This is a genomic window from Streptomyces sp. S465 (assembly GCF_026898115.1).
In the GTDB taxonomy this organism is placed as follows: domain Bacteria; phylum Actinomycetota; class Actinomycetes; order Streptomycetales; family Streptomycetaceae; genus Streptomyces; species Streptomyces luomodiensis.
Genome location: NZ_CP114036.1, coordinates 7,650,829 through 7,674,094, shown reverse-complemented (window position 1 = coordinate 7,674,094; position 23,266 = coordinate 7,650,829). Strand labels below are relative to the sequence as shown.

The 23,266-nt window shown below is 73.4% G+C and carries 20 protein-coding genes and 2 pseudogenes; 8 read left to right on the top strand and 14 right to left on the bottom strand.

All coding sequences use genetic code 11. The features are described 5' to 3' along the window. The first annotated feature begins 99 nt into the window (after positions 1–99). Entirely contained in the window at positions 100–621 is a 522-nt protein-coding gene (locus N6H00_RS32505; RefSeq protein WP_268975401.1) for a GNAT family N-acetyltransferase, read from the top strand. On the opposite strand, the pseudogene N6H00_RS32500 reads toward N6H00_RS32505, so the two are convergent. From N6H00_RS32500 to N6H00_RS32490, 3 genes and pseudogenes are all read right to left on the bottom strand, one after another. Then, a pseudogene (locus N6H00_RS32500) lies at positions 540–890 on the bottom strand (hypothetical protein); the annotation flags it as partial. The gene N6H00_RS32505 and the pseudogene N6H00_RS32500 sit on opposite strands and share 82 nt — an antisense overlap. 158 nt (positions 891–1,048) lie before the next feature. Then, positions 1,049–1,495 carry a GNAT family N-acetyltransferase gene (locus N6H00_RS32495; RefSeq protein WP_268975399.1) on the bottom strand — a complete coding sequence of 149 codons (447 nt, stop codon included), beginning with the start codon at positions 1,493–1,495 and terminating at the stop codon, positions 1,049–1,051. A 68-nt stretch (positions 1,496–1,563) separates the two neighbouring features. After that, positions 1,564–3,018, bottom strand: a complete 1,455-nt coding sequence (locus N6H00_RS32490; RefSeq protein ID WP_268975398.1) for an aminotransferase-like domain-containing protein — start codon at positions 3,016–3,018, stop codon at positions 1,564–1,566. Between N6H00_RS32490 and N6H00_RS32485 the strand changes: the two are divergent. Next, positions 3,017–3,997, top strand: a pseudogene (locus N6H00_RS32485) (DMT family transporter); the annotation flags it as partial. The gene N6H00_RS32490 and the pseudogene N6H00_RS32485 sit on opposite strands and share 2 nt — an antisense overlap. 266 nt (positions 3,998–4,263) lie before the next feature. Further along, a complete protein-coding gene (locus N6H00_RS32480; protein ID WP_268975397.1) occupies positions 4,264–4,470 on the top strand; it encodes a DUF1918 domain-containing protein in 207 nt (68 codons plus the stop codon). A gap of 24 nt (positions 4,471–4,494) precedes the next feature. On the opposite strand, the gene N6H00_RS32475 is transcribed toward N6H00_RS32480, so the two are convergent. Continuing rightward, positions 4,495–5,727, bottom strand: a complete 1,233-nt coding sequence (locus tag N6H00_RS32475) for a glycoside hydrolase family 10 protein (protein WP_268975396.1) — start codon at positions 5,725–5,727, stop codon at positions 4,495–4,497. Positions 5,728–6,042: 315 nt separating this feature from the next. Here N6H00_RS32475 and N6H00_RS32470 point away from each other — a divergent pair, with 315 nt between their 5' ends. The 4 genes from N6H00_RS32470 (at position 6,043) to N6H00_RS32455 (ending at position 10,954) form a co-directional block, all read left to right on the top strand. Then, positions 6,043–8,370 (top strand): xyloglucanase, encoded by a 2,328-nt coding sequence (locus N6H00_RS32470; RefSeq protein WP_443073106.1) that lies wholly within the window; start codon positions 6,043–6,045, stop codon positions 8,368–8,370. A gap of 155 nt (positions 8,371–8,525) precedes the next feature. Beyond that, positions 8,526–9,383, top strand: coding sequence for a 3-hydroxybutyryl-CoA dehydrogenase (locus tag N6H00_RS32465; RefSeq protein ID WP_268975395.1), 858 nt, complete (start codon positions 8,526–8,528; stop codon positions 9,381–9,383). A gap of 108 nt (positions 9,384–9,491) precedes the next feature. Beyond that, positions 9,492–10,046 (top strand): cysteine hydrolase family protein, encoded by a 555-nt coding sequence (locus tag N6H00_RS32460; protein ID WP_268975394.1) that lies wholly within the window; start codon positions 9,492–9,494, stop codon positions 10,044–10,046. Beyond that, complete coding sequence (locus N6H00_RS32455) at positions 10,043–10,954, top strand: GlxA family transcriptional regulator (RefSeq protein WP_268975393.1); 912 nt, start codon at positions 10,043–10,045, stop codon at positions 10,952–10,954. The genes N6H00_RS32460 and N6H00_RS32455 overlap by 4 nt, the downstream gene beginning before the upstream one ends. 85 nt (positions 10,955–11,039) lie before the next feature. Here N6H00_RS32455 and N6H00_RS32450 read toward each other — a convergent pair whose 3' ends face one another. Beyond that, on the bottom strand, positions 11,040–11,807 hold the full coding sequence (locus N6H00_RS32450) for an MgtC/SapB family protein (RefSeq protein WP_268977204.1): 768 nt from the start codon (positions 11,805–11,807) through the stop codon (positions 11,040–11,042). Between the two features lie 206 nt (positions 11,808–12,013). On the opposite strand from N6H00_RS32450, the gene N6H00_RS32445 reads away from it, so the two are divergent. Then, the gene (locus N6H00_RS32445) at positions 12,014–12,271 is read left to right on the top strand and encodes a hypothetical protein (RefSeq protein ID WP_268975392.1); all 258 of its coding nucleotides are present in this window, start codon (positions 12,014–12,016) and stop codon (positions 12,269–12,271) included. Between the two features lie 44 nt (positions 12,272–12,315). On the opposite strand, the gene N6H00_RS32440 is transcribed toward N6H00_RS32445, so the two are convergent. The 9 genes from N6H00_RS32440 to rpmI form a co-directional block, all read right to left on the bottom strand. Further along, entirely contained in the window at positions 12,316–12,879 is a 564-nt protein-coding gene (locus N6H00_RS32440; RefSeq protein WP_268975390.1) for an NUDIX hydrolase, read from the bottom strand. A gap of 47 nt (positions 12,880–12,926) precedes the next feature. Further along, positions 12,927–14,264, bottom strand: coding sequence for a transcriptional regulator (locus tag N6H00_RS32435; RefSeq protein WP_268975388.1), 1,338 nt, complete (start codon positions 14,262–14,264; stop codon positions 12,927–12,929). A 182-nt stretch (positions 14,265–14,446) separates the two neighbouring features. Continuing rightward, on the bottom strand, positions 14,447–15,664 hold the full coding sequence (locus N6H00_RS32430; RefSeq protein WP_443073105.1) for a PP2C family protein-serine/threonine phosphatase: 1,218 nt from the start codon (positions 15,662–15,664) through the stop codon (positions 14,447–14,449). A gap of 727 nt (positions 15,665–16,391) precedes the next feature. Further along, positions 16,392–18,944 (bottom strand): phenylalanine--tRNA ligase subunit beta, encoded by a 2,553-nt coding sequence (gene pheT, locus N6H00_RS32425; protein ID WP_268975386.1) that lies wholly within the window; start codon positions 18,942–18,944, stop codon positions 16,392–16,394. Next, positions 18,944–20,074: a phenylalanine--tRNA ligase subunit alpha gene (pheS, locus tag N6H00_RS32420; RefSeq protein WP_268975385.1), complete on the bottom strand. Its 1,131-nt coding sequence runs from the start codon at positions 20,072–20,074 to the stop codon at positions 18,944–18,946. The genes pheT and pheS overlap by 1 nt, the downstream gene beginning before the upstream one ends. A 221-nt stretch (positions 20,075–20,295) precedes the next feature. Next, positions 20,296–21,501, bottom strand: coding sequence for a sensor histidine kinase (locus N6H00_RS32415; RefSeq protein WP_268975384.1), 1,206 nt, complete (start codon positions 21,499–21,501; stop codon positions 20,296–20,298). Between the two features lie 43 nt (positions 21,502–21,544). Next, on the bottom strand, positions 21,545–22,378 hold the full coding sequence (locus N6H00_RS32410; protein WP_268975383.1) for a TrmH family RNA methyltransferase: 834 nt from the start codon (positions 22,376–22,378) through the stop codon (positions 21,545–21,547). A 104-nt stretch (positions 22,379–22,482) separates the two neighbouring features. Further along, positions 22,483–22,866, bottom strand: a complete 384-nt coding sequence (gene rplT, locus N6H00_RS32405; RefSeq protein WP_078639975.1) for a 50S ribosomal protein L20 — start codon at positions 22,864–22,866, stop codon at positions 22,483–22,485. 96 nt (positions 22,867–22,962) lie between these two features. Next, positions 22,963–23,157, bottom strand: a complete 195-nt coding sequence (gene rpmI, locus N6H00_RS32400) for a 50S ribosomal protein L35 (protein ID WP_020867203.1) — start codon at positions 23,155–23,157, stop codon at positions 22,963–22,965. Between the last annotated feature and the right edge of the window lie 109 nt (positions 23,158–23,266).

The following is a 23,266-nucleotide window of genomic DNA, read 5'->3' as shown; positions in this document are numbered from 1 at the left end:
CCGAAAGGACCCTGGCCAGATCCGAAAGGGCACCGGACAGACACCGGACAGACATAAGCGCTCTGGTCACCGCCCGCGCTTCCTGAGATCGTCGCGGCCATGCCGACGACTCTGCGGGGCGCGCGGGTGGTGCTGCGCCCCACCACCCCCTCCGATGTTCCCGCCCTGGCCGCGATCCGCGCGAAACCCGAGGTTTACGCGCGCTGGCGGGGTGGCGCGGACCTGGTGGCGGCGGTGCGCGAGGACCTGGCCGAGCCCGGCGGCGAGCACCTGACCATCGAGTACGAGGGCGCGGTGATCGGTATGATCCAGTGGTCGGCCGAGGCCGATCCGGACTACCGGCACGCGAGCATCGACATCTATCTGGACCCGGCGGTGCACGGGCGGGGGCTGGGCACCGACGCCGTACGCACCCTGGCCCGCCATCTGATCGACGACCTGGGCCACCACCGGATCGTGATCGACCCGGCCGCGGACAACGCCGCCGCGATCCGCTGCTACCGCAAGGTCGGCTTCCGGCCGGTCGGCGTCATGCGGTCCTACGAGCGCGGTCCGGACGGTACATGGCACGACGGCCTGCTGATGGACTTGCTGGCCGAAGAGGTCACGCAGGGCCCGTGAGCGCCCGCGTCCCACACCGCCCACGCGTAACGTCCGCGCGCCCGCCCGGCCGGTGCGGGTGACCGGGGAGAGCGGGCGTGCGGCGCGGACCACGGATCGCTGAGCCAGGCGGCCACCGCCCGCGGTGCGCATGCCCTCACATCGGCCGGCGAGCGGCCCGTCCAGTGGCCCATCTCACAGTCGCGCAGGGCGAGTTGGGCCGGCGGGGTGCAGCCCGGCGCGGCGCCGGTCTCCCGGCCGCGGGCCGACGGCGAGCGGTAACGCGGCTCCGCCGCGGCCGGCGGCCGGAGCGCCGGGGCCGCGCGCTCGGCGGCGCGCCGGTCCTCCGGGGCCGGCGGCCGGTCCTCGCCGGAGCGCTCCCCAGCGGCGAGGAGCTACGGCCGGCGGCGACCGGCGTCAGCCGAAACGTCATCCCGGCGTCGTACGGTCACGCCCCCGCTCCGGTGGCCCGCTGCCGGGAGAAGGCCAGGGCCATCCAGTGCTCCGGGTCGTCGAGCGGCTCGAAGCCGGCCTTCGCGTAGACGCCGTGCGCGTCGTGGGTGGCGAGCAGGATGCGGCGCAGCCCGTGGGGTGCCAGGTGGTCGCGGACGGCGCCGGCCAGGGCGGTGCCCAGACCCTTGCCGCGCGCGGCCCGGTCGACATAGACGTCGCAGAGCCAGGCGAAGGTGGCGTGGTCGGTGACCACGCGGGCGTACGCGACCTGGGCGCCCGAAGCGGTGTCGTACACGCCGAAGTTGAGCGAGCCGGCGATCGCGCGGTCCTGCTTCTCGCGGGAGCGGCCGAGGGCCCAGTAGGCGTCGGTGGACAGCCAGTGGTGGATACGGGCGGGGTCGAGCCGGGCGGGGTCGGTGGAGACCTCATAACCGTCGATCATGGGCTCTTCCTACCAGCGGCCCGGCCGGTACCGCGACGGATTTCCGTCCGGCCGCCACCGGCGGGCCCCTACGCCCCGCCCAGCACCTCGTCGCACGCGGTGCGCAACCGCCGTACCCCTTCGGCCAGTTCACCGGCGCCCGCCACCGACGCGAAGCTCAGCCGCACATGCGGCGCGGGCGGTTCGGCGCAGAAGTACGGGCGGCCGGGGGCGACGGCGACCCCGGCGCGCAGCGCGGCGGAGGCCAGGGCGGTCTCATCGGCGCCCTGGGGCAGCCGCAGCCACAGGTGGTAGCCGCCGGGCGGCACATGGCGCAGCTGAAGTCCGGGCAGCTCCCGCCGGACCGCGGTGACCAGCGCCTCCCGGCGGGCGTGCAGCTCGGCGGCGACGCCGCGCAGATGGCGGGGCCAGGCCGGCGCGCCGACCAGTTCCAGCGCGGCCTCCTGGAGCGGGCGGGGCACGAAGAAGCTGTCGACGACCTGGATCGCGCGCAGCCGCTCCAGCGCGGGGCCGCGGGCGGCGAGCGCGCCCACCCGCAGGCTGGGCGAGGTGGCCTTGGTGAGCGAGCAGACGTAGACCACCACCCCGTCGGGGTCGTCGGCGGCGAGGGTGGCGGGCAGCGGTGGCGCGTCCTCGTGGACGAGCCGGCGCGCGAAGTCGTCCTCCACCACGAACGCGCCCGCCGCACGGGCGATCCCGATCACCTCGCGGCGCCGCTGCGCGGAGAGCACCGCGCCGGTGGGGTTCTGGAACAGCGGCTGGCACACGACGACCCGGGCGCCGGTCGCCCGCAGCGCCTCGGCGAGCAGATCGGAGCGGATTCCGTCGGCGTCCACGGGGACCGGGACGGGCCGCAGCCCGGAGGCGCGGGCGGCGGCGAGGATCCCGGGGTAGGTGGGGGACTCGACCAGGACGGGCGCGCCGGGCGGTGCGAGCGCGCGCAGCGCGCAGGTGAGCGCGGCCTGGCCGCCCGCGGTGACCAGGACGTCGGCGGCGCCGAGGACTCCGGCCGGACCGCCGATCTCCCGGGCGAACCAGGCGCGCAGCTCCGCGAGCCCCTCCACCGGCGGGCGGCCCCACGCCCCGGGCCGCCGGCCGGCCCGTGCCAGGGCGGCGGCCAGGGCCCGTTCGGGCTGGAGCGAGGAGTGCAGATAGCCGCTGTTGAACTCCAGGATCCCGGGCGGCGGGGCGGCGAGCGTGGCCAGGACGCCGGAGGCGTCCACCGAGCGCGGCACCGACTCACCGGCCGTCTCCACGCTCAGCGCGACCTCCTGCCAGGAGGTGTCGCCCGGCTGTGGTGCCCGGTCCCGTGGCCGGTCGGCGCGGTAGGCACCGGCGCCGGGACGGGTGGTCACCAGCCCTTCGGCGGTGAGCGCGGCGAGGGCGCGGGAGACGGTCACCGGGCTCACCCGGTAGCGCTCGACCAGGGCACGGCTGGACGGCAGCTTCTCTCCCGGTGAGTAGCGGTTCAGCTCTTTCCGGAGCGATTCCGCGAGTTCGGCCACACTGCTACGCTGATGCATGACAGCACAGGATAGCGCTACTGAAGACAGTGCGATAGCGGTGAGCGGCGGCCCCGCAGGCGGCCCCGCGCCGGGCCGGGGCGCCCCGGCCCCGTCCACCTCCCGTACCAGCACCCCGGCCCCGTCCGCCTCCCGTACCGGTACCGCGCTCGCCGCGCTCGGCGTGGCCGCCTTCTCCCTCACCTTCCCCGCCACCGCGTGGACGCTCACCGGCTTCGGCCCCTGGTCGGCGACCGCCTGCCGGATGGTGCTCGCCGCGCTGATCGCGGGCGGGGCGCTGGCCGCCGTGCGGGTCCCGGTGCCGGACCGCCGCCACTGGCCGGGGCTGCTGGTCGTCGCGGCCGGGGTCGTCGTGGGCTTCCCGCTGCTGACCACGCTCGCGCTCCGGACCGCCACCACCGCGCACTCGGCCGTGGTGGTCGGCCTGCTGCCGCTGACCACCGCCGCCCTCTCCGCCGTACGCACCGGAGTGCGGCCCTCGCGGGTGTTCTGGGCGGCGGCGCTGGCCGGAGCCGCGGTCGTGATCGCCTTCGCGGTGCAGCAGAGCGGCGGCGCGCTCACCACCGGCGATCTGTATCTGTTCGCCGCGCTGCTGGTGTGCGCGGCGGGCTATACGGAGGGCGGCCGGCTGGCCGCCCATATGCCGGGCTGGCAGGTGATCGGCTGGGCGCTGGTGGGCTGTCTGCCGCTGTCGGTGCCGGGCGCGGTGCTCGCGCTGGCCGCCGAGGACGTCCACCTCGGCGGCCGGGCGGTGGCCGGGCTGGTGTGGCTGGCGGCCGGCTCGCAGTTCATGGGCCTGGTGGTCTGGTACCGAGGGATGGCCGCCATCGGGGTGGCCAGGGCCAGCCAGCTCCAGCTGGCCCAGCCGCTGCTCACCCTGGTGTGGTCGGTGCTGCTCCTCGACGAGGAGCTGACCCCGGCCGCCCCCATCGCCGCCCTCGCGGTGCTGGTGTGCATCGGGGTGACACAGCGGGCCAAGGTCCCGGCGGCGGTACGCACCCCCGCGCCGGACCGGACACGGGAGTCCTCAGCGGCGCACCCCGAGGCGGCGGCCCCCGAAGCGCCGGACCGGGCCGCCGAACTGGCGGACCGGGGCCCCGGAAAGACGGACCGGAGCCCCGAAGCGGCGGACCGGAATCACCCCGCGGCCTGAGCAAACCAGGACAACCGGCCATAGACTGGCCTCAGGGATCGCATTGTCCTCGGCAGATCGCATTGCCCTCCGGCGGACAGGAGGTCACGCAGATGGAGGCGACCGTAGGCGACAAGCTGCTGGTGCACGGCAGGGTTGTCGGAATTCACGACCGTGTGGCGGAGATCATCGAAGTGCTCGGGGACCACGGAGAGCCGCCCTACCGTATCCGCTACGAGGACGACGGCCACGAGTGCCTGTTCTCCCCCGGCCCCGACTCGGTCGTCCGCCACCTGGCCACCGGACCCGGCCGGCGGTAGCCGTCCCCCGGGCCACGGCCCGGTTCAGCGGGGCGGACGGACCCGATACGGATAGTGGTCGGCGACCACGCGCGCCATGGCGCCGTTGCGGTCGGCGGCCACTTCCTTCGCCGAGAACCAGACATTGCCGCGCACCTGCGGAAAGTCCCGGTCGAAGGTGAGGTGCCGGGACAGCTCCGCGGGGTCCTGCCAGGGCGCGGGCTGCGCCGGATCGCCCGCCTTGTAGAGCGCCTCGCCGATGTAGAGGCGCACCCCGGTGCCCCGCACCACCCGGGACCACCAGGGGACGAGCACAGCGTAGTCGGCGGCGGTGAAACCGATGTTCCAGTAGACCTGCGGCACGATGTAGTCGAGCCACCCCCGCCGCACCCAGCCGCGGGTGTCCGCGTAGAGGTCGTCGTAGGTCTGCACCCCTGCCGTGGTGGCGGAGCCGAGCGGGTCGGTGGCCTGGTTGCGCCAGACGGCGAACGGGCTGATGCCGAACCGCACCCGCGGCCTCAGCCGCTTGACGCGTACGGCCGTCTCGTGCACCAGACGGTCGATGTTGTCCCGCCGCCAGGCCGCCCGGTCCGGGAAGCCCGCGCCGTGGCGCTCGTAGGCCGCGTCGTCGTCGAAGACCTGGCCGGCCACCGGATAGGGGTAGAAGTAGTCGTCCCAGTGGACGGCGTCGATGTCATAGCGCGCGACCGCGTCCAGCATGGCGTCCTGGACGAACCGGCGGACCTCGGGCAGCCCGGGGTTGTAATAGAGCTTCCCGCCATACGGCACGGCCCACTCGGGGTGCACCCGGGCCGGATGGGTGGGGACCAGCCGGGAGGGGTCGGTGTGGCCCGCGATCCGGTACGGGTTGAACCAGGCGTGCAGCTCCAGACCGCGCCGGTGCGCCTCGCGCACGGCGGTGCCCAGCGGGTCCCAGCCCGGGTCCCGGCCCTGGACGCCGGTGAGGCACTCCGCCCACGGCTCGTACGGTGAGGGCCACAGCGCGTCCGCCGTCGGCCGCACCTGGAAGACCACCGCGTTGAGCCTGCGGTCCACGGCGGTGTCGAGGAAGGCGAGCAGTTCGGCCCGCTGCTCCGCGGCGCCGAGACCGGGCCTGGACGGCCAGTCGCGGTTGGCCACGGTGGCCAGCCACATCCCGCGGAACTCGGGCCGGTGCCCACCGCCCCGCCCGTCCGCCAGCGCGTCGCCCGCGGTGACGGTCGCGGCCAGCGCCCCCGCGGCCGCGACCGTCAGACTCCTGCGCGTGATCCGACCCATGCTCACTCCTCGCCTCGGTCCTCGTGCCGTGGACGGCCTCCGCGCCGGGTGTCGCGCCGGACGTGACGTGACGGCGACAGGACCTGATGCGGCGGCAACTCCCGCTGATGATGGGGCCCTTGCGGGCGCCGGGCAATGCATGGCGCGCATCCGGGCGCCCGGCCCCCAACACCCCTTGAGGACCACTTGACGTCACCCTTCTCGCGCGCCCATCCGGCCGCTAACATCGGATGACGCACGCATGGGAGCGCTCCCAAATCTTCGCCCGCACAGCCCGCACGCCTCACTACCCCCACGTTCGGAGAGGAAGTTCCCGTGCGCAGCAAAGGCAGAAGACCGATCGGCGCGCTCATGGCCGCGCTGGCGCTCGTCGGCGGATTGCTCACCGCGGCCGCCTCCCCCGCGGCGGCCCGCCCCGACGCGGCCCCCGGCACCTCCGACCGGGGCGCGGCCCAGGCCGACGCCTACACCTGGCGCAACGTCCGGGTGGACGGCGGCGGCTTCGTCCCCGGCATCATCTTCAACCGCAAGGAGAAGAACCTCGCCTACGCCCGCACCGACATCGGCGGGGCGTACCGCTGGGACCAGTCCGGCAAGCGGTGGGTGCCGCTGCTGGACTCGCTGGACTGGGACCACTGGGGCTGGACCGGGGTGGTGAGCCTGGCCAGCGACTCGGTGGACCCCGACAAGGTCTATGTGGCGGCCGGTACGTACACCAACAGCTGGGACCCGGGCAACGGCGCGATCCTGCGCTCCGCCGACCGCGGCGCCAGCTGGCAGTCCACCACCCTCCCCTTCAAGCTCGGCGGCAACATGCCCGGCCGCGGCATGGGGGAACGGCTGGCGGTCGACCCCAACAAGAACAGCGTGCTCTACCTCGGCGCGCCGAGCGGCAACGGGCTGTGGCGCTCCACCGACTCCGGGGTCACCTGGTCGAAGGTGACGGCCTTCCCCAACCCCGGCACCTACGTCCAGGACGCGAGCGACACCACCGGCTATCTGAGCGACAACCAGGGCGTGGTGTGGGTGACCTTCGACGAGCGCACCGGTTCCCCGGGCAGCGCCACGAAGACCGTCTACGTGGGCGTGGCCGACAAGGACAACACCGTCTACCGCTCGACGGACGCGGGCGCCACCTGGTCGCGGGTGGCCGGGCAGCCCACCGGCTACCTCTCCCACAAGGGCGTCCTCGATGCGAAGAACGGCTATCTGTACCTCACCACCAGCGACAAGGGCGGCCCGTACGACGGGGAGAAGGGCCAGGTGTGGCGGTACGCCACGGCGACCGGCGAGTGGACGAACATCAGCCCCATGACCGACGCCGACACCTACTTCGGCTACAGCGGGCTCACGGTGGACCGGCAGAAACCGGGCACGCTGATGGTGACCGGGTACAGCTCCTGGTGGCCGGACACCCAGATCTTCCGCTCCACCGACTCCGGCGCCACCTGGACCCGGGCCTGGGACTGGACCAGCTACCCGAACCGGTCCTTCCGCTACACCCAGGACGTCTCGTCCGTCCCGTGGCTGACCTTCGGCACCAACCCCTCGCCGCCCGAAGTGACCCCGAAGCTGGGCTGGATGACCGAGGCGCTGGAGATCGACCCGTTCGACTCCAACCGGATGATGTACGGCACGGGGGCCACGGTCTACGGCACGGAGAACCTCGCCAGCTGGGACACAGGCGGCAAAATCACCATCACGCCCATGGTCAAGGGCCTGGAGGAGACCGCGGTCAACGACCTGGCCAGCCCGCCCACCGGCGCCCCGCTGCTCAGCGCGCTCGGTGACATCGGGGGCTTCCGCCACACCGATCCGGACACGGTGCCCGCGAAGATGTACACCTCGCCCACGTTCACCACGACCACCAGCCTGGACTACGCCGAGACCAGCCCGAACACCGTGGTCCGGGTGGGCAACAACGACTCCGCCCCGCGGATCGCCTTCTCGACCGACAACGGTGCCAACTGGTGGCAGGGCAGCGAGCCGTCCGGGGTCACCGGCGGCGGCACGGTGGCCGCGGCGGCCGACGGCAGCGGTTTCGTCTGGGCCCCGGAGGGCACCTCGGCCGTCTACCACACCACCGGTTTCGGCACCTCCTGGTCGGCGTCGAGCGGTATCCCGGCCGGAGCGGTCGTGGAGTCCGACCGCAAGAACCCCAAGAAGTTCTACGGCTTCAAGGCGGGCGTCTTCTACGTCTCCACCGACGGCGGCGCCACCTTCACCGCCAAGGCGTCCTCCGGGCTGCCCGCCGACGGCCCGGTGCGGTTCAAGGCGCTGCCGGGCACCGAGGGCGACATCTGGCTCGCGGGCGGCAGCACCGGCGGGGCCTACGGGCTGTGGCACTCCACGGACTCCGGCGCCACGTTCACCAAGCTCAGCGGCGTCCAGCAGGCGGACACCATCGGCTTCGGCAAGGCGGCACCGGGCGCCTCCTACCCGGCGCTCTACACCAGCGCGAAGATCGGCGGGGTGCGCGGCATCTTCCGCTCCACCGACGCCGGGGCGAGCTGGACCCGGATCAACGACGACGCCCACCAGTGGGGCTGGACGGGCGCCGCCATCACCGGCGACCCGCGCGTCTACGGACGGGTCTACGTGGCCACCAACGGCCGTGGCATCCTGCGCGGCGACATCTCGTGACGGTGATGTGAGAGCCCCGTGCGGGAGCGGGGAGCGGGGGCGGGCCACGGCCGGGAATCCGGCCCCGGCCCGCCCCTTGCCGATAACCGGAGGGTAACGTCTGGGGCGCAGGGGGGGACGACACAACGGACGACTGGATCAGCGAAAGGCACGATGTGACCGACATCGAACGCGTCGGAGTGGTGGGCTGTGGCCAGATGGGTGCCGGCATCGCGGAGGTGTGCGCACGTTCGGGCCTGGACGTGATGGTCGCGGAGACCACGGGCGAGGCCCTGGAAATAGGGCGTACCCGGCTGACCAACTCCCTCGGGAAGGCCGCGGAGCGCGGCAAGATCACCGAGGAGCAGCGCGACGCGACGCTGGACCGGCTGAGCTTCACCACCGATCTGGGGGAGTTCGCCGACCGCGATCTGGTGATCGAGGCAGTCGTCGAGAACGAGCAGGTCAAGACGGAGATCTTCCAGGTGCTCGACCAGGTGGTGACCCGCCCGGACGCCATCCTCGCCTCCAACACCTCCTCCATCCCGCTGGTCAAGCTGGCCGTCGCCACCTCCCGCCCCGATCAGGTGATCGGCATCCACTTCTTCAACCCGGCGCCGGTGCAGGCCCTGGTGGAGCTGATCCCGGCGCTCACCACCGGTGACGAGACCATCAAGCGCTCCGAGGCGCTGGTCCACGACATCCTCGGCAAACACGCCATCCGCGCCCAGGACCGCGCGGGGTTCGTGGTCAACGCGCTGCTCATCCCGTATCTGCTGTCCGCCATCCGGATGTTCGAGTCCGGGATCGCCAGCCGCGAGGACATCGACAACGGTATGGAGCTGGGCTGCGCCCATCCGATGGGCCCGCTGAAGCTGGCCGATCTGATCGGTCTGGACACCATCACGGCGATCGCCGACTCGATGTACGCCGAGTACAAGGAGCCGCTGTACGCCGCTCCCCCACTGCTGCTGCGGATGGTGGACGCGGGCCGGATGGGCCGCAAGACGGGCTCGGGCTTCTACACCTACTGAGGGCCCCGCCGGGTCCGCTCCCCGGACGGCCGCCCTGACCGGATCGTTCCGCCACCGGCCCCGATCGTGCCTGGCAGTGGGCTTTCACCCTGATTCAGACTGTTTCCCATGAACCGAGCACTGATCGTTGTCGATGTCCAGGAATCCTTCCGCGCCCGTCCGTCCTGGGAGCAGATCGCCGATCCGCGGATCGCGGACCCGGTCAACCGGCTGGTACGGCTCGCCCGTGCCGAGGGGGACCAGGTGATCTGGGTACTGCACACCGAGCCCGGCAGCGAAGGCGTGTTCGACCCGGAGCAGGGTCAGGTCCGCCTGCTGGCGGAGCTGGAGCGGCCCGCTCCGGGGGAGCCCGTGCTCCACAAGACCTCCCACAACGCCTTCACCACCACCCCCCTGCATCAGCTGCTGACCACGGCGGGCGTGCGCGAGCTGGTGGTCTGCGGCATCCGTACCGAGCAGTGCGTGGAGACCACCACCCGGGTCGGCAGCGACCTGGGGTACGGGGTGGTGTTCGTCACCGACGCCACCACCACCCATCCGATCGGCGAGCTGAGCGCCGAGGCGGTCATCGAGCGCACGGAGGCGGTGCTGCGCGGCCGGTTCGCCCGGATCGCCACGGTGGCCGAGCTGGAGGCGGAGGCGGCGGGAGCGGCCGCGGCATGAGCCGGGTGGTGTTCGTCCTGGTGCCCGGGGTCCATCTGCTCGACCTGTCCGGACCGGCCCAGGTGTTCGACACGGCGCGGGACCTCGGGCAGCCGTATGAGCTCACGTACGTGGCCGAGCGGGAGCTGGTGCCCAGCGCCCAGGGTCTGACGCTGAACGCGCGCACCCGGTGGCCCGCGACGGGCCCGGACGACCTGGTCGTGGTGCCGGGCTGGCGGTCGTCGCCGCCGCACGACGGGCCGGAACCCGGTCCGCACGCGCTGGAGCGGCTGGGCGCCCACCACGCGGCCGGGGGCACCGTGGCCGGCGTCTGCGCCGGGGCGCTGGCGCTGGGCCGGGCGGGACTGCTGGACGGGCGCCGGTGCACCACCCACCATGAGCTCCAGGACGAGCTGGCGGCCCGGCATCCCCGGGCGACGGTGGTACGGGATGTGCTGTTCACCGCCGACGAGCGGGTGGTGACCTCGGCGGGCATCGCCAGTGGGATCGATCTGGCGCTGCATCTGCTGGCGGTCCGGCACGGGCCGGCGCTCGCCGCCCGGGTGGCCCGGAACATGGTCGTCTTCGCCCGCCGCAACGGCCATGAGCCGCAGGCCGGCGTCATGCTGCGGCACCGCTCCCATCCGGACGACGTGGTCCACCGGGTCCAGGACCTCATCGACACGCGGTTCGCCGAACCGCTGTCGCTGACGTATCTGGCCCTTACGGCGCAGGTCAGCGAACGCACCCTCACCCGGCTGTTCACCCGCGCCACCGGCGGGCTCACCCCGCTGCGCTATCAGCAGGCGCTGCGGCTGGAGCGCGCCGAGCACCTGATCGGCCAGGGGTCGACGGTGGAGGCCGCGGCGCGCGAGGTGGGGTTCGACGACGCGCGGATGCTGCGCCGTCTGCGGGCGCGGGCGCTCTGAACCGGCGGGCTGAACCGGCGGCCGCCGCGCCGGGCCGTGCGGTGGACCGCACGGTGGGCGCTCGGGCGCCCGTGGCGGTACGGCGTCACTCCGAGCCGTCCAGGTCGTGGCCCGCGTCGGCGCCGAGCACGCCGTCCAGTTCGGAGATCTGCCCGACCAGACGGAGGATGTCCCCGGTGCCCTCGAGGGCCAGCAGTACCTCGGCGACGCCCGTATCGGCGGGCCGGGCCTCCTCCTCGGCCCGGACGACCCGGGTGGTGCGGTCCCGGCCCTTCCAGGGCGCCCGGTCCACCCGGACCCGCACCACCCGGTACCCGGCGGCCGTGCACAGCTCCAGGACGCGGGGCAGCACCCCTCCGCCCACCCGGTAGGAGAGCTGCACCTCCACCCGTTCGGCCGACCACAGGGCCGGCAGCCGGCGGGTGAGCAGCGGATAGCCGCGCACCACCAGGAAGTGCGCCGCGGTGGCCGCGGTGGCCAGCAGGGCCAGCCCGCCGCCGCAGGCCATACCGACCGCACAGGTCAGCCAGATGGTCGCCGCGGTGGTCAGCCCCCGGACGGCGTCCCGCCGTACGAAGATCAGGCCGCCGCCGATGAAGCCGATACCGGAGACGACCTGCGCCGCCACCCGGGAGGGGTCCAGGCTGATGTGGTCCCGCAGCAGCACATCGGCGAATCCGTACTGGGACACCTGCATGAACAGCGCGCTGCCCACGCCCACCAGGGTGTGGGTGCGCAGCCCGGCGCTCTTCTGCTGCACCGCCCTCTCGAGCCCGATCAGGGTGGACAGCACCAGGGCGACGCCGAGTTCGGCGAACTGGCGCAGTCCCTGGTCGGCGCCGAATTCCCACATCCCAGCGGCGATCAATCGCACATCCGTCCCTTCTGCCCCGTTGAGTACCCACGCGGAGTACCCCGCTGAGTACCCGCCTTTCGCACGGGGTGTGCGCCGGTGACACACACACCATCCCCACACACGCTCCCGCACCACCTGGGCATGCGCTTGACTCGAAGCGTCACCACTGCACACGGACGTTACATCCGGAAGGGGATCAACCCGTGACCACCGAGCCCGAGCAAGCCGCGTTAGCCGTGGAGCTCGCGGAACTGCGCCGGACCGTCGAAGTGGGCTTCACCCGCGTCGACGGCCGGCTCGCCCTGCTCGACCACCGAGGAGAGCAGGCCGAGGAGGACGTGAACCAACTGGGCGGACGGATACGGACACTGGAACACGGACGCTGGCCGCTGCCCTCCATCGCCGCCCTGACCGGGGTCTCCGCCCTGGCCCTCGCGGTATGGCAGGCGGCGGGACACTAGCGCGCCACCGCGCCACCGGACCCGGTCCGTACCCGCCGTCCGGCCTAGCCGAGCCTGATGTGGTGCAGCAGCAGCAGCGCGGCCGCCATGTTGGCCGCGGGCACCTCACCCCGGGCGACCAGGTCGGGCACCGCCTTCAGCGGCACCCATTCACGGCGGTCCGACTCGAAGTCGTCCTCCGGGTGTCCGACGTACGACGCCTCCTCGGCCCAGTAGATGTGGTGCCGTGCGTCGGTGAGCCCGTTGGACGGCTCGACGGAGAGCAGATGGCGCAGCGGGCCGGGGCGCCAGCCGGTCTCCTCCTCCATCTCCCGGGCCGCGGCGTCGGCGATGTCCTCACCGTCCTCGACGACGCCCGCGGCCAGCTCCCAGCCCCAGGCGTCGGTGATGAACCGGTGCCGCCACAGCAGCAGCACCTCGTTCGCCGCGTTCACCGCGGTGGCCACGGCCACGGGGCGGAGCCGGATCAGATAGTGGTCCAGATGACGCCCGTCGGGGAGTCGGACGTCGGCGAGGTTGACCCGGAACCATCGGTTCTCGTACACGGTCTGCTCCCTGAGGTTCTTCCATCGCACTGTCAGCCACCTTTCGTCGAAACGGGAGGCCATCCTGGGCCACCCGCTGACGAGAGTGCGGAGCGCGAACGGAACCGCGGTCACAGAGGGACGCGCAGTGCCCCGTCGATGAGCTCGGCGGCCTCGGCCGTCGCGGCGCATCCGCTGGCCGCGAGGTGTTCCCGTACCGCCCGCAGCCGGTCGCGTAACCGCTGGGACTCCATGCCGCGCGCCCGCTCGGTCATCTCCACCGCCGTGGCGCCCGCCCGGTCCGCGTCACCCTGCCGCAGCTCGATATGGGTGAGCATGGCGAGCCGGTGCACCCGCCCCCGGTCGTGCGCGGGGGTGCCGACCGCGGCGGTGGCGTGCTCGCGGGCGCCGCCGAGGTCGCCCAGGCTCAGCAGCGCCTCGGCCACCTGGACGTTCACCAGACCCGGCTGGACATAGCCGGTCTCGTCGGGCTCCTGGCCGGGTCTGATCCGGTCGGCGGCCGTCTCGGCGCGCCGGATGCAGGACAGCGTCCCGGCGCCGTCGCCCAGCCGGGCGTACGCCTTGGCCTGCATGGCGTAGAGGTCGGCGGCGAGCGCGGGGGTGATCTGGGAACCCGCGGCACGCAGCGCCGATTCGGCGAAGGCGACCGCCTGCCGGTACTCCTTCATGAACAGGGACTGGTTGACCAGCAGCGCGATCACATAGGCGCCCAGGCCCCGGTCGCCGCTGGCCTTGGCGAGCCGCAGCGCCTGGTGGAAGTAGCGCTGGGCCAGGCCGTGCGCGTCGGAGTCGTAGGCGCAGATCCCGGCGATGGCCACCAGGCCGCCGGTCGTCCGGTGGAGCTGGCGGCCGGTGTCGTCGCCGTAAGCGCCGCGCAGCAGCGGCGCGGCCTCGGAGTTGAGGAACCCCACCACCCGGGTCCGGGTCGCGACGCCGCCCGCCTTGCGGTACATCTGCTCGTAGTGGGCACGGGCGGCGCGCAGCGTCTCGATGTCGGTCATGCTGACCCGCGTCTGACCGCGCCGGGAGACATCGGAGTCCTCGGGCGGGTTCTCCCACTCCCACACCGGGATGACGGCGGGGGTGCCGGTGACCGCCGGGGCCTGGACGACATGCGGTCGCTGCTGTTCGTCGGAGCGCCACAGCGCGGTGGCACGCTCGACGAACCCGGAGAGCGGGGTGGCGGGTCCGCGGGGGCTGCCGGGGGTGCCCAGGCCGATGTCATCCAGGGTGAGGGCGCGGTGCAGCCGCTCCCCCAGCACCTCGCAGATGAGGTCCGGCACCTGGCCACGGGGCCGCTGGCCCTTCAGCCACCGGGCCACCGCGGTGTGTTCGTACCGCAGCTTCATCCCCCGGGCCCGGCCTGCCTCGTTGACATGCGCGGCCAGTCCCGCGTGGGAGACTCCGGCCTCGTCGAGCACGGAGTCGAGCAGTGTGTTGGGCTCCATCTCGCCCTCCCGAAGCGCTCGGTGGCGCCAGCGTAGTGGAGCGCGATTCACACGGGGTGTGAAAGCGGCGAGCCGCAAGGCGGAGCACCGCCCTCGTACTGGACGTACGTGGGTGCTGCGACAACGCGGCGAGCGGCCGTGCCAGGCGTCGGGAGGCAGGGCGCCCCCTTTGACGACGGACCCTAGTTCCGGCCGGCGTCGGCGGCCGGGAGGGGGAGGGCCGTGGGGGCGGACAGCGGGCAGCGGTCGTAGCGCAGCGCGACGAGCGCGACGTCGTCGGCGAGCCGCCCGCCGGTGTGGCTCAGCAGCGCCGAGCGCACCCCCTCGACGACCGCCGTCGGGACGAGCGGTCCGGGCCCCGCGGCCTCGGACAGGGCGCGGCGCAGCGGGAAGAACGTGCCGTGGGCATCGCGTGCGTCCTCGGCGCCGTCGGTGTGCAGCACCAGCGTGTCGCCGGCGCCCAAGGCGCTCCAGTGGGCGGCGGGCGGCTCGGCGGGGAGCGGGAAGAGACCGAGCGGGGGCAGCACCTCACCGGGGTCGGTCTGCCGGGCGATGGCCGGGCCCACCGGCTGCTCGTGGAGGCGGTACGGCCAGGGGTGGCCGCAGTTGAGCGCGGTGACCTCACCGTCCGGGCCCACCTCCAGCAGCAGGACGGTCACGAACTCCTCGTCCACCGGGCTGTCCGGCGGACACTCCCCGCTCGCGCGTGCCCGCAGATGGCGCTCCAGGGCGCGGTCGAGCCGGCGCAGCACACCGGTGAGCCGGGGTTCCTCATGGGCCGCCTCCCGGAAGCTGCCGAGGACGGCGGCGACGGTGCCGATCGCGGGCAGGCCGTGGCCGCGGACGTCGCCGATGATGACGCGGACGCCGTACGGGGTGGCCAGCGCCTCGTACAGATCGCCGCCCACGACGGCGCCCCGGCTGGCCGACAGATGCCCGCCCGCCAGCTCGATCCCCTCCAGCCGGGCCGGGAGCGGCCGCAGCACCACGTCCTGCGCCGCGGCGGCCACCGCCCGGAGCTGTTCCAGTTCGCGGATCAGCCGCAGCCTGCGGCCGTTGCCGAGGTAGGTGGCGACGACCACGGCGAAGATGGCACAGCAGGTGACCAGGCCCGCGTGCGGCTCCTCCACGTCGCCGTCGGGCTCCAGAGGGGTCGGCGGGGCGAGGGCGCACAGCAGGCTCGCGCCGCCGAGCAGCAGGATGTATCCGCGGCGGCCGCTGCTCGCACAGGCGATGGCGGGGGCCGCGGCGAGGAGCGGGACGACCTCGGTGTCGTGCGGGGTCAGCAGTTCCCAGCAGATGACACCGAGCACCCATAGACAGGGGGCCACGCGGGTGACCACCCGAAGCCTGTGCGCTCCCCGTGCGAACGCGCCGCCGACTGCCGATGCCCCGATCATGTGTCGCCCCCAACGCCGGCCAATGAGGCGGTCGGCCAGGCCCCTGGACGGTCGGTCTCCCGATGGGCCGTACGACCGGGACGATTCTCGCGACAGCCCCTGTCAAAGGGACCTGCCCCTTCCGGATCTCACCTGATCGGGTGACCACGCCCCAGGGCCCTTCCCGAACACCCCACCGTGCCCCGGATCGGCTGTTCGCCGTTCACCGGCTGGAGCGGGCAGGCGCGGGGACAGCGACGGCGTGCGCCCCATGGCCACCGGCACGGGCATCACCACACCCCGGACGGCCCCGAACACCCCACCGCGCGTGACCGGAGGTCCGGGAGCGGCGCGGGCCGGCGACCGCGCGGCCGCCCGGACCTCGCGCCACTCGACGAGCAGCGTGCGCGGCGCCATGGCGTGGCGCGGTACGCAAGGACGAATCCCCGGCCGCGCCCGGGACATGCGGCGCCCGGGGACGGCGATGGCGCGCTGCCCCAGAGCGCGGTGCGCCCCATGGCCACCGGCACGGGCATCACCACGCCCCGGACGGCCCCGAACACCCCACCGCGCGTGACCGGAGGTCCAGGTGACAGCGCGGGCCGAAGGCCGCGCGACCGCCCGGACCTCGCGCCACTCGGCGAACGGCGTGCGCGGCGCCATGGCGTGGCGCGGTAATGGGGCCGCGCCCGGGTGCGGGTGCGGCCCCATCGGCCGGGTTGCGGCGGCCGGCGGGAGCCGGTCGGTGTCAGGCTCCGCGCAGGGTGGCGCCGGTGCGGTCGGCGGCCGCCGACACCGCGGCGTCGCGGGACGCCGCGATCTCCTCGGCGGTCAGCGTGCGGTCCGGGGCGCGGAAGCGCAGCGCGTAGGCCAGCGACTTCCTGCCCTCGCCGAGCTGTTCACCGGTGAAGACGTCGAACAGCCGGAGCGACTCCAGCAGCTCGCCCGCGCCCTCGCGCAGCGCCGTCTCGACGTCGGCCGCGGACACCGAGGCGTCCACGACCAGCGCGACGTCCTGGGTGGCCACCGGGAAGGTGGAGACGTGGGGGGCCGCCACGCGGCCGGTGCCGGCCCGCTCCAGGCGGTCGAGCTCCAGCTCCATCGCGCAGGTGCGCTCGGGCAGGCCCAGGGCCTTGGTGACCCGCGGGTGGAGTTCGCCGGCGTTGCCGACGAGGATCTCCTCGCCGTCGACGACGGCCAGCAGCGCGGCGCAGCGGCCCGGGTGCCACGGGTCCTGCTGGTCCTGGCGGACGATCAGCTCGACGCCCGCCTCGCGGGCCACGATCCGGCCCGCCTCGATGGCGTCGGCCCAGCTCACCGGGGTGCCCTTGCCCCACCAGCCGGCCTGCTCACGGTCGCCCGCGAGGACGACGGCGACGCGGCGCGGCTGGTGGGGCAGCGCGGCGTCGAGCGCGGCGATCTGCTCGTCGGTGGGTCGGCGGTCGACCGGGAGGGTGACCGCGGCCGGTTCGTCGCCGGTGGCGCGGAAGACCAGACCCGTCTCGAAGAGCGCGAGGTCGTGCGCACCGCGCCCGTCGTTGCGGCGCAGCGCGCCGAGCAGTCCGGGCAGCAGTGTCGTACGGAGCGCGGGCTCGGCGTCCGACAGCGGGTTGACCAGCCGCACCACATCGCGCCGCGGGTCGTCGGCGGCCAGCCCGAACTGGTCGAGGATCTCCTCGCCGAGGAACGGGTAGTTCAGCGCCTCGACGTATCCGGCGCCGGCCAGCGCCCGGCCGACCCGGCGGTGCAGCCGCTGACGCTCGGTCAGCCCGCGCCCGGCGGGCGGCTGGGGCAGCGTGGCGGGGAGGTTCTCGTACCCCTCGAGCCGGATGACCTCCTCGGCCAGGTCGTTGGGGTCGGTGAGGTCGGGCCGCCAGCTGGGGACGGTGACGGTGAGGTCGTCGGCCCCGTAGACGTCGCAGCCGATCTGCTGGAGCCGGCGCACCACGGTCTCCCGGCCGTAGGGCACCCCCGCGACCTTGTCCGGGTGGTCGGCGGGCAGCGTGATGGTGTGCGGTGCGCTGGGCGCGATGATCTCGGTGACGCCCACCTCCGCGGTGCCGCCCGCGAGCAGCACCAGCAGATCGACGGTGCGCTGCGCCGCGGCGGAGGCGGCCTGGGGGTCGACGCCGCGCTCGAACCGCCGGGACGCCTCGGAGGACAGCTTGTGGCGGCGGGCGGTGCGGGCGACCGAGACCGGGGCGAAGTGGGCCGCCTCGATGACGACCTCGGTGGTGCCCGTCACCTGGCCGGTCTCGGCGTCGGCGGTGGCGTCCGCGATCTCGGTGTTGGCGCCGCCCATGACGCCGGCGAGGCCGATGGGCCCGCTCTCGTCGGTGATGACGAGGTCCTCGGGGTCCAGGGCGCGCTGGGTGCCGTCGAGGGTGGTGAGCTTCTCGCCCGGCTCGGCGCGGCGCACCCCGATCGCCCCGTTGATCCGGGAGCGGTCGTAGGCGTGCAGCGGCTGGCCGAGTTCGAGCATCACGTAGTTGGTGATGTCGACGGCGAGCGAGACCGGGCGCATCCCGGCCTTCTGGAGCCGGCGCTGGAGCCAGATCGGGGAGTGCGCCTCGGGGTCGAGGCCGGTGACGGTGCGGGCGGTGAAGCGGTCGCAGCCGATCGGGTCGGCGACCTTGACGGGGTAGCCGTGGCTGTTGGGCGCGGGCACGTCGAGGAGGGCCGGGTCGCGCAGCGGCAGCTCGTAGGCGGTCGCGGTCTCGCGGGCGACACCGCGCATCGACAGGCAGTAGCCCCGGTCCGGGGTGACGGCGATGTCGAGGACCTCGTCGACCAGCTCCAGCAGCTCGATGGCGTCGGTGCCGGCCTCGTGCTCGGGCGGCAGGACGATGATCCCCGGGGGCGCCTCCCGGCCGCCAGGCCGGGGGAGTTCGTCGGACATGCCCAGCTCGCTGGCGGAGCAGATCATGCCCTCGGAGACCTTGCCGTAGGTCTTGCGCGCGGAGATCGCGAAGCCGCCGGGCAGCTCGGCGCCGGGCAGTACGACCACGACCTTGTCGCCGACCCGGAAGTTCCGGGCGCCGCAGACGATGTTCTGCGGCTCACCCGTGCCGTTGGCCCGGCCGACGTCCACCTGGCAGTAGCGGATGGGCTTCCTGAACCCCTCCAGCTCCTCGATGGCCAGCACCTGCCCGACGACCAGGGGCCCCTTGAGGCCGGTGCCGAGCTGCTCGACCGTCTCGACCTCGAGCCCTGCGGCGACGAGTTTGGCCTGTACGTCACGGCCGGTCTCACCGGCGGGCAGGTCGACGTACTCCCGCAGCCAAGAAAGCGGGACCCGCATCAGATCTCCATCCCGAAGGGCCGGGTGAAGCGCACATCACCCTCGACCATGTCTCGCATGTCTTCCACGTTGTGCCGGAACATCAGCATCCGCTCGATGCCGAAGCCGAAGGCGAACCCGCTGTACTTCTCCGGGTCCACGCCGCAGGCGATGAGCACCCGCGGGTTGACCATGCCGCAGCCGCCCAGCTCGATCCAGCCCTCGCTGGAGCAGGTGCGGCAGGGCCGGTCCGGGTTGCCCACGGACTTGCCGCGGCACACGTAGCACAGCATGTCCATCTCGGCGGACGGCTCGGTGAACGGGAAGAAGTTCGGCCGCAGCCGGGTCGACATCCCCTCGCCGAACAGCGCCCGCACCATGTGGTCGAGCGTCCCCTTGAGGTCGGCCATGGTCAGGCCCTCGTCGATGGCGAGCAGTTCGACCTGGTGGAAGACGGGGGTGTGGGTGGCGTCCAGCTCATCGGTGCGGAAGGTGCGGCCGGGGCAGATCACGTAGATGGGCGGCTCGCGGTCGATCATCGAGCGGATCTGTACCGGTGAGGTGTGGGTGCGCAGCACCACACCGGAGCCCTCGCCGTCCTGGTCACCCTTCGCGCCCCGCACGAAGAAGGTGTCCTGCATCTCGCGGGCGGGATGGTCGGGCGGGAAGTTGAGCGCGTCGAAGTTGAACCACTCGGCCTCCACCTCCGGGCCCTCGGCGACCTCGTAGCCCATCGCGACGAAGACGTCCTCAATGCGCTCGGAGAGCGTGGTGATCGGGTGGCGGGCACCGGCCGGGGTGCGGTCGTACGGCAGGGTGACGTCCACCGCCTCCTCGACCAGCACCCGGGCGTCCCGCTCCGCCTCCAGCTCCGCCTGCCGGGCCTTCAGCGCCTGGTTGACCTGGCCGCGGGCCTGGCCGACGCGCTTGCCCGCGTCCGCCTTGGCGTGTGGCGGCAGGGCGCCGATCTCGCGGTTGGCGAGCGCGAGCGGCGAGCGGTCGCCGGTGTGGGCGACCTTCACCTCGCGCAGCGCCTCGAGGTCCCCCGCCGCGGCGATGGCGGCGAGCGCCTCGTCCCGCCTGCGGGCGATCTCTTCCGGTTTCAGTGCCTCGACCTCGACAGGGTCGTACGACTTATTGGGTGCCGACATCTCTTCCCGTGCTTCCGATTGTCCCCCCAGCTACCGCTGGGAGGTGCCCCCGGCTGCGCGACCCCGGCTCACGACGGCTGCGACCGCTGCGACCACGAAGGGGACGCCAAGGTGCCAAAGCCCGAGTCTAAGGGGCGCGCGAGGGGTGCTGTTCCTGGGGACGCCGCGCGGCACCTGCCGCGCGGACGGGTCCGCTCCGTCCGGAGTAGCCCGTGGGGGGATCAGGCCAGATAGGCCGGGGTGCCCACGGGCAGGGTAAATCGGAACTCCGCGCCGCCGCCGCGGGCCCGGTCGACGGTGATCGTCCCGCCGTGCGCCTCGACGATGCCCTTGACGATGTAGAGCCCCAGGCCGGTGCCACCGCGCTTGCTGCCCCGCCAGAAGCGGGTGAAGACGCGGCTCATCGACTCCTCCGGGATACCGGGGCCCTCGTCGCTCACGGTGACGGCGGTCCTTTCGACAGGGGTACCGTCCGCGACCGGCTTGGCCGGTGCGGGCGCCATATCAGGGGCTATATCAATAGTGACCGTTCCCTCACCGTGGCGCACCGCGTTTTCCAGCAGATTGCCCAGCACCTGATCGATCTTGTCCGGATCGGCCCACAGCCGGGGCAGCGGCCCCCTGACCCTGATCAGGAAGCGCTCGGCGGTGTGCCCGGCCGCGGTGAGCGCCTGCACATGGCGGCGGACGGCGGCGGCGAGGTCGACCGGCTGGCGGCGCACCTCCAGCCGGCCCGAGTCGATCCGGGAGATGTCCAGCAGCTCGGCGATCAGCCGGGTGACCCGGTTGGCGTCGGCGTCGACGGTCTCCAGCATCAGCCGCTTCTGGTCGTCGGTGAAGCGCTCCCACTTGGCCAGCAGGGTGGCCGTGAACCCCTTCACGGAGGTCAGCGGTGAGCGCAGCTCATGGGCGACGGTCGCGATCAGCTCGGCATGGCTGCGCTCGGTGCGGCGGCGGGCCTCGGTGCCGCGCAGACAGACCACCACCCGGCGCACCGGCCCGGTCGGCCGCTCACGCACGTAGCGGGCCGAGACCAGCACCTCGCGGCCGCCCGGCAGCAGCAGGTTCCGCTCGGGCTGGCCGGCCCGGATGGCCAGCCCTCCGTAAGGATCGGTCAGCGCCCACCAGCGCCGGCCGTCCAGGTCCTCTAACGGCAGGGCCACTTCCAGGCGGCGGCCGATCGCGTCCGAGGGGTCGGTGGCGGTGATCCGGGCCGCCGCCGCGTTGAAGAACGTGACCAGGCCGGCCTCATCGGCCACCACCAGGCCGTCGGGCAGATCGTCGGGGTGCAGCCCGAGCCCGTCCGGCGCGCCGCCGGGCACACCGGGGCCCGGCCCGGTGGACGGGCGGCCGTGGCCCTCGCCGGGCGGCTCCGCTCCGGGCGCATGGGCATCGGCCGCCCTGGCGCCGGAGGTCCTGACGTCCATCCCCACACCCCCTCTCGGTCCCCTCCCGGAGGGGGCAACCCTACTAGGTCGATGTGACGGAGCGGCACCCTGCGGGAGCGCGCTGCGCACGAGCGGAGGCATAGAGGCACACGGCGGCGGCCGTGGCGAGGTTGAGGCTCTCGGCCCGGCCGTGAATCGGAACGCGCACCACCTCGTCCGCGAGTGCGCGGGTAGCCTCCGGCAGGCCCCATGCCTCATTGCCGAAGATCCAGGCGGTGGGGGCGCCCAGCAGCCCGTCGTCCAGCTCGGAGTCCAGGTCCCGCTCCCCCGCCCCGTCCGCGGCCAGCACCCGCGCCCCGGCCTCCCGCAGCCCGCTCACCGCGCGCTCGACGGGCACCCCGACGGCCACGGGGAGGTGGAAGAGCGAGCCGACGGAGGCGCGCACGGCCTTGGGGTTGTACAGGTCCACGGAGGCGTCCGTCAGCACCACGGCGTCCGCCCCGGCGGCGTCGGCGCACCGCAGCACGGTCCCGGCGTTGCCGGGGTCGCGGACGTGGGCGAGGACGGCGACGAGTCTGGGCCGGGCGCGCAGGATCTCCTCGAACGGCGAGTCCAGGAAGCGGCACAGCCCGACCACGCCCTGGGGGGTGACGGTGTCGGACATCTCCGCGATCACGGCGTCGGAGGCGGTCAGGACGGGCACGCCCGCGGTCCGGGCGGCCTCGGTGATGTCGGCGTGGCGCTCGGCGGCCTCGGGGGTCGCGTACACCTCCACGAGATGCGCGACGGCCTCCCGTACGGCCTGCGGCCCCTCGACGATGAACCGCCGCTCCTTGCCCCGGAAGCTGCGCTTGGCGAGCCGGCGGGCCGCGGTGACGCGGGGCGATTTGAGGGAGGTCAGCTCGGGCGGGGCCATGGGGTGGGGGTCTCGATTCCTGGTCGTGGACGCCGACACGAGTGGACCCGCAGGTGCCGGGCACCTGCGGGTCCGTTCAGCCGGCAAGGCTGGGGGCGCGGCGGTTACGCGGCCTTCGGCGCGTTGACGTCGCTCGGCAGCGCCTTCTGGGCCGCCTCGACCAGCGCGGCGAACGCGCCCGCGTCGTTGACCGCGAGGTCGGCCAGGATCTTGCGGTCCACCTCGATGTTGGCGGCCTTCAGACCCTGGATGAAGCGGTTGTACGTCATGCCGTTGGCGCGGGCAGCGGCGTTGATGCGCTGGATCCACAGCTGCCGGAAGTCGCCCTTGCGCTTCTTGCGGTCGTTGTAGTTGTAGACCAGAGAGTGGGTGACCTGCTCCTTGGCCTTGCGGTACAGGCGGGAGCGCTGGCCCCGGTAGCCGCTGGCCTGCTCGAGGATCGCCCGGCGCTTCTTGTGGGCGTTGACTGCCCGCTTGACGCGTGCCACTTGTTTACTCCTTGTACGGGGCCGCGGCTGACTCACGCGGCCCGGAAACGAATGGGTCCCGGTCTGGCGCTCGCCCCGCCGGAGCGGGGCGGGGCGTCACTTGCCGAGAAGCTTCTTGATCTTCTTGGCGTCGGCCGGGGCCATCTCGACCTTGCCGGCCAGGCGGCGCGTCAACGTGGACGGCTTGTGCTCGAGAAGGTGGCGGCGACCGGCGCGCTGGCGCACCACCTTGCCGGAGCCGGTGAGCTTGAAGCGCTTGCTGGCACCGCTGTGCGTCTTGTTCTTCGGCATGTCGCCGTTCTCTCCTCGTCGGGGCGCTGTCCGGGCGGCCGCGGGCGCGGGGGTGACCGCGATCCGGGCGTCCGGAAGCGTCATATGTGTACGTTCGTCACCGGAGCCG

Coding starts and splice junctions, on each gene's coding strand:
- N6H00_RS32505 (WP_268975401.1), top strand. CDS start 100: ATGCCGACGACTCTGCGGGGCGCGCGGGTGGTGCTGCGCCCCACCACC.
- N6H00_RS32495 (WP_268975399.1), bottom strand. CDS start 1,495: ATGATCGACGGTTATGAGGTCTCCACCGACCCCGCCCGGCTCGACCCC.
- N6H00_RS32490 (WP_268975398.1), bottom strand. CDS start 3,018: ATGCATCAGCGTAGCAGTGTGGCCGAACTCGCGGAATCGCTCCGGAAA.
- N6H00_RS32480 (WP_268975397.1), top strand. CDS start 4,264: ATGGAGGCGACCGTAGGCGACAAGCTGCTGGTGCACGGCAGGGTTGTC.
- N6H00_RS32475 (WP_268975396.1), bottom strand. CDS start 5,727: ATGGGTCGGATCACGCGCAGGAGTCTGACGGTCGCGGCCGCGGGGGCG.
- N6H00_RS32460 (WP_268975394.1), top strand. CDS start 9,492: ATGAACCGAGCACTGATCGTTGTCGATGTCCAGGAATCCTTCCGCGCC.
- N6H00_RS32455 (WP_268975393.1), top strand. CDS start 10,043: ATGAGCCGGGTGGTGTTCGTCCTGGTGCCCGGGGTCCATCTGCTCGAC.
- N6H00_RS32450 (WP_268977204.1), bottom strand. CDS start 11,807: ATGTGGGAATTCGGCGCCGACCAGGGACTGCGCCAGTTCGCCGAACTC.
- N6H00_RS32440 (WP_268975390.1), bottom strand. CDS start 12,879: ATGGCCTCCCGTTTCGACGAAAGGTGGCTGACAGTGCGATGGAAGAAC.
- N6H00_RS32435 (WP_268975388.1), bottom strand. CDS start 14,264: ATGGAGCCCAACACACTGCTCGACTCCGTGCTCGACGAGGCCGGAGTC.
- N6H00_RS32430 (WP_443073105.1), bottom strand. CDS start 15,664: ATGATCGGGGCATCGGCAGTCGGCGGCGCGTTCGCACGGGGAGCGCAC.
- pheT (WP_268975386.1), bottom strand. CDS start 18,944: ATGCGGGTCCCGCTTTCTTGGCTGCGGGAGTACGTCGACCTGCCCGCC.
- pheS (WP_268975385.1), bottom strand. CDS start 20,074: ATGTCGGCACCCAATAAGTCGTACGACCCTGTCGAGGTCGAGGCACTG.
- N6H00_RS32415 (WP_268975384.1), bottom strand. CDS start 21,501: ATGGACGTCAGGACCTCCGGCGCCAGGGCGGCCGATGCCCATGCGCCC.
- N6H00_RS32410 (WP_268975383.1), bottom strand. CDS start 22,378: ATGGCCCCGCCCGAGCTGACCTCCCTCAAATCGCCCCGCGTCACCGCG.
- rpmI (WP_020867203.1), bottom strand. CDS start 23,157: ATGCCGAAGAACAAGACGCACAGCGGTGCCAGCAAGCGCTTCAAGCTC.